This window comes from Actinoplanes sp. NPDC051859 (assembly GCF_044452725.1).
In the GTDB taxonomy this organism is placed as follows: Bacteria; Actinomycetota; Actinomycetes; order Mycobacteriales; family Micromonosporaceae; genus Actinoplanes.
The window spans coordinates 1-2,897 of sequence record NZ_JBITBX010000038.1 but is presented as its reverse complement, the minus strand read 5'-3'; the positions used below and the strand labels follow the sequence as shown (position 1 = coordinate 2,897).

1 protein-coding gene is annotated in these 2,897 nt (G+C 67.9%); it reads right to left on the bottom strand.

Annotated elements, in window-relative coordinates; genetic code table 11:
- Positions 1-2,897, bottom strand: a 2,897-nt coding sequence (locus ACIA1L_RS33405; protein ID WP_396077074.1) for a condensation domain-containing protein, incomplete at both ends; no start/stop codon positions are given.

Sequence of the window (2,897 nt, the reverse complement as noted above, 5' to 3'; positions counted from 1 at the left end):
ACAATCGCCTGATGCGAAACAGCGACACCCTTCGGCCGGCCCGTGGTCCCCGACGTGAAAATCACATACGCCACATCCAACGGCGACAACGGCCGCGGCAGCGCGGGCGGGTCGGCGATTCCGCGATCCAAGTCCAAGTCGGCAACCGAGACCTGACCCGCGAAATCACCCGAATCGGTCACCACCACTACCGGAGCCGCGTCCTCCAGAATGGTCCGCACCCGCTCGGTCGGATACGCCGTGTCGATCGGCACAAAAGCCGCACCAACCCGCACGACCGCCGCCAGGGTCACCACCAGGTCCACCGACCGCGGCAACCGCACCGCTACCCGATCACCAATCTGGACACCCCGGTCGAGCAGCCCGTGAGCAAACGCGTTCACCCGAGCGTCGAACTCGGCATACGTCAGGCTGCTGCCGTCATCGCCCACTACCGCGACACTGCCTGGTGTCGCGACCACCTGCTCACGGATCAACCCGTCCAACGTCAGCGGCCGGACATCCAGAGGTCCCCCCGCCACGGCTGGAACGCCACCCACCAGCAGATCCGCGACCCGCACCTCGGGAGTCGTGGCGATCGCCGTCAGCACCTGACCGAACACCGCGATGAACCGGTCGATCGTCGCCGGGTCGAGGATCTCGGTGGCGTACGTGATCGAGCCGTCGAGACCCGCCTCGGCCTCCACGAGATCGAGCTCGATGTCGGTCTTCGCGGCCGAGAGCGTCACCTCGACATTCGAGGCCGCCACACCGTCGAGTTCGACGTCGTCGTTCTGCCCGTCGGCGTGGTGGGTGAGCATGATCTGGAAGAGCGGATTGCGGTGCGGCGCGCGGTCGACACCCGCCACCCGGGCAATTTCCTCGAACGGCGCGGCCTGGTGGGCAAAGCCGTCCAGAACGGTCTGCCGGGTGCGCCGCAGCAACTCGGCGACTGTGTCGGCCGGCTGCAGCCGGTGTCGCACCGGAAGGGTGTTGACGAAGTAGCCGACCACTCCATCCAGCTCATTCTCGGCACGCCCGGCGACCGGCGAGCCGATCACGAGGTCGTCGCCGCCGCCGAGCGCCGATATGGTCAGCGCGGTCGCCGCGTGGGCGATCATGAACATGGTGACGCCGTGCTCGGCCGCCACTGCCCGGAGGCCTGCCACGGTGTCCGCAGGAATGGTCCATTGGACGTCGGCACCGCGGTGGGTCGGCTCGGTCGGCCGGGGCCGGTCGAGCCCGATCGCCGATTCCGCCGGCGCGCCGTCGAGCGTGTCACGCCAATAGTCCAGGAGTGTGGACAGCTCGGACGCCGGGTCAGCGACGTCGCCGAGCACTGTCCGCTGCCAGACGGCGTAGTCCGCGTACTGCACTGGCAGCGGCTCCCACGCCGGCGCGGCGTCCTGGATCCGGGCGCGGTAAGCGGTGGACAGGTCACCCAGCACCAACGGGAACGACCACTCGTCCACGGCGTGGTGGTGCACCGCCAGGACGAACACCCATTCGGTCTCAGCGACCCGCAGCAACGCGGCCCGAACCGGAAGGTCCGTGCCCAGGTCGAACCGGCCCTGGATGACCTCGGCTACCCGGCTCTCGGTGTACGCAGCCACCGTCAGCGAGAACGAGCTGCGAGCCTGCTCGGCCGAGACGACGACCTGGAGGAGTTCCCCGTCCTGCTCGACGATCAGCGTCCGCAGGGCCTCGTGCCGGCCGACCACGTCTTGCAGGGCTGCTTCCAGGGCGGCCTCGTTCAGGTCGCCGGTCAGCCGCGACACCAGGGGTACGACGTACCGGGAGCCCGGCCCACCCAGCTGCTCGATGAGCCAGAGCGACTGCTGCCCGTACGAGACTGGCAGGGTCGCGGGCCGCGGAATCTCGCCGACGCCGGGCAGCGACAGCACGGTGGACACGGCGACGGGGGCGAGCCGGGCAATGGTGGGCCGGTCGAAGATGTCCCGCAGTGTCAGCGACGCACCAAGCTGGGCGTTGGCGCGGGCGACCGCCTTCGTCGCCAGCAGCGAGTGTCCGCCAAGCCGGAAGAAGTCGTCGTCGACCGACACTGCCGGTACTTGCAGAACTTCCTGGAACACCTCGGCCAGCACCTGCTCGGTGTGGGTCTGCGGCACCCGCCCAGCCGTGCCACCGAGCGTTGGGACAGGCAGCGCGCGCCGGTCCAGTTTGCCGTTCGCCGTCACCGGCAAGGCGTCCAAGAAGCTGAAAGCTGCCGGGACCATGTACTCCGGCAACCGCGCCTCGGCCAAAGCCCGCAGCGCGTCGGCCGAGACGCTACCGACCACGTAAGCGGCCAGGAACTTGCCGCCCGCCGGGTGATCCACAGCGATGACCGCGGCCGCGGACACATTCTCGTGGCCTTCGAGGACATTGCGGATCTCATCCAACTCGATCCGGAACCCACGAATCTTCACCTGATCATCAACACGACCCAGGAAATCCAACTGGCCGCGATCATTCCACCGCACCACATCACCCGTGCGGTAAAGCCGCTCCCCGCCCTCGCCCGCAACAAACCGCTCAGCAGTCAAACCAGCACGACCCACATAACCGTCAGCCAGCTGCACCCCACCCAGATACAGCTCACCCATCACACCCGGCAAGACTGGGCGCAACCACGCATCCAACACCACCGCGCGCACATTGCCGACCGGGCCACCGATCGGCACCACCGGCACCCGATCCAGGTCCACTTCGGCCAGGCTGACACCCGTCGCGTCCACCGCAGCCTCAGTCGGGCCGTAGGTGTTCCACACATTCACACCCGACACCAACTGCAACCGACGACCCAACTCCGCCGGCAACGCTTCCCCACCCACCGACAAATGCCGCACAGATGAAGGCATGAACCCGACGTCGAGCATCGCCTGCAGAACAGTCGGCACCAGCTCCACGAACCCGAC